The sequence below is a fragment of the Komagataeibacter europaeus LMG 18890 genome, from assembly GCF_000285295.1.
Lineage (GTDB): Bacteria > Pseudomonadota > Alphaproteobacteria > Acetobacterales > Acetobacteraceae > Komagataeibacter > Komagataeibacter europaeus.
The window spans coordinates 1-1,448 of the sequence record NZ_CADP01000283.1 but is presented as its reverse complement, the minus strand read 5'-3'; the positions used below and the strand labels follow the sequence as shown (position 1 = coordinate 1,448).

Genomic DNA, 1,448 nt, shown 5'->3' with positions numbered 1-1,448 from the left:
CGGTCACGCCACCGCCGTGCCCATGCTGTGGTGGTCCGATGGTCGTCATCCAGATCCTTCCCCGATGGTGCCAGCCCCGAGGGCCGCCACGGGCGACTGATCCGGCCGGGGGATCACCATGACAGCCCGCAGATACGACAGCATGACCGATCCCGATGTCGGAGTGGCATCGCTCCGACAAACCGTATCTCCTGTACGCATCACTGGAAAACCCGGGAAAATCGCTGCCTACACTGCCAGTTCTGTCATCGCGTCATGCAGATCCGGTCACAAAAACCCGTTCCAGTTCCACACACGCACCTTTATGCTCTGGCTCAGGCTCTCCCCCGGGTAGCGCCAGTTGCAAATTCCCCATAACTGAGTCCCGGTGTCGCGGGTTCGGTCTTCCCAGACTTTCGTACGCCTCGCGGCGCCCGAAACCCTTCAGGGGAGCGGAAGGTCGGCTCCCGGGAAATAACAACATATAACGGCCATATATCAGCAATATTTTTTAAAAGCTTCATATTTCCGATTAATTGGGGCCTGTTGGGAATTATCGTGAATTGATGATTGCTGCGGTGAGATGAATCATCGCTGAGAATGATCTGTCTGTCTTGTCGCTCCGCATGGCGATGCGCTTGAACTCCTTAAGCTTGCAGAAGAAGTTCTCGATGAGATGGCGTGCTTTGAACAGGGCTCCATCGAACGGGCGCCTGTCGAGGCGGTTTTTGCGCTGGGGAATGACGACGCAGGCCCCTTGCGCCCGGATGGCGTCCACGATCCAGTGGACGTCGAAAGCCTTGTCAGCAAGAAGTCCCCCGAAATCCGCCGGTTCGAGAAGCGGCGCAACCCCGACGGTATCATAATGCTGGCCGGGGATCAGGGTGAAGCGGACCAGATTGCCCAAGGCATCGGTCATGGCGATGATCTTGGTTGACCATCCCGTCACACTGCGTCCTATCGCCTGACTTCGGGTCCCCCTTTTGCGCCTTGGCCGTGGCGGTGAACCCGGACCACCGTGCCATCGATCATCGCATATTCCATGTCCGCCTCGTCAGAGACAGCCTCGAAAATCTTCTGGAAAACCCCGGCTTTCATCCAGTCGCTGTAGCGGGAATAGACCGAGTTCCAATGGCCGAAATACGTCGGCAGGTCCCGCCATGGACTGCCGGTCCGGGCAATCCACAAGACCGCTTCGATAAAGAGGCGGTTATCTTTCCCACTGCGTCCCCGATCTGTCTTCTTCCCAAGACACAGTGGTTCCATCTTCGCCCATTGGGCATCTGTCAGTATGAAGCGCTCCATATGGCCTTTGAATCATATTCAGAGACTTCAAAAAAGCATAATTCCCAACAGACCCTGTAATATTCTGTTTAAGAATGATAAATTAATTTTTGGAACAAAGCGAGAAATTTAAATGAACACCTTAGTGTCTGACCGAAAATGAGTTGAGTGATTTCAGTGGATTA

Annotated in this window: 1 protein-coding gene; it reads right to left on the bottom strand. The window is 54.6% G+C overall.

From position 1 onward, the window contains the following. Nucleotides 1-532: 532 nt before the first annotated feature. Nucleotides 533-1,284 (bottom strand): IS5 family transposase gene (locus GEU01_RS25445; protein WP_085949342.1). Its coding sequence is split into 2 segments (ribosomal slippage): nt 533-954 and nt 954-1,284, totalling 753 coding nucleotides; the frame shifts between segments, so codons are not numbered across the junction. Nucleotides 1,285-1,448: the final 164 nt, after the last annotated feature.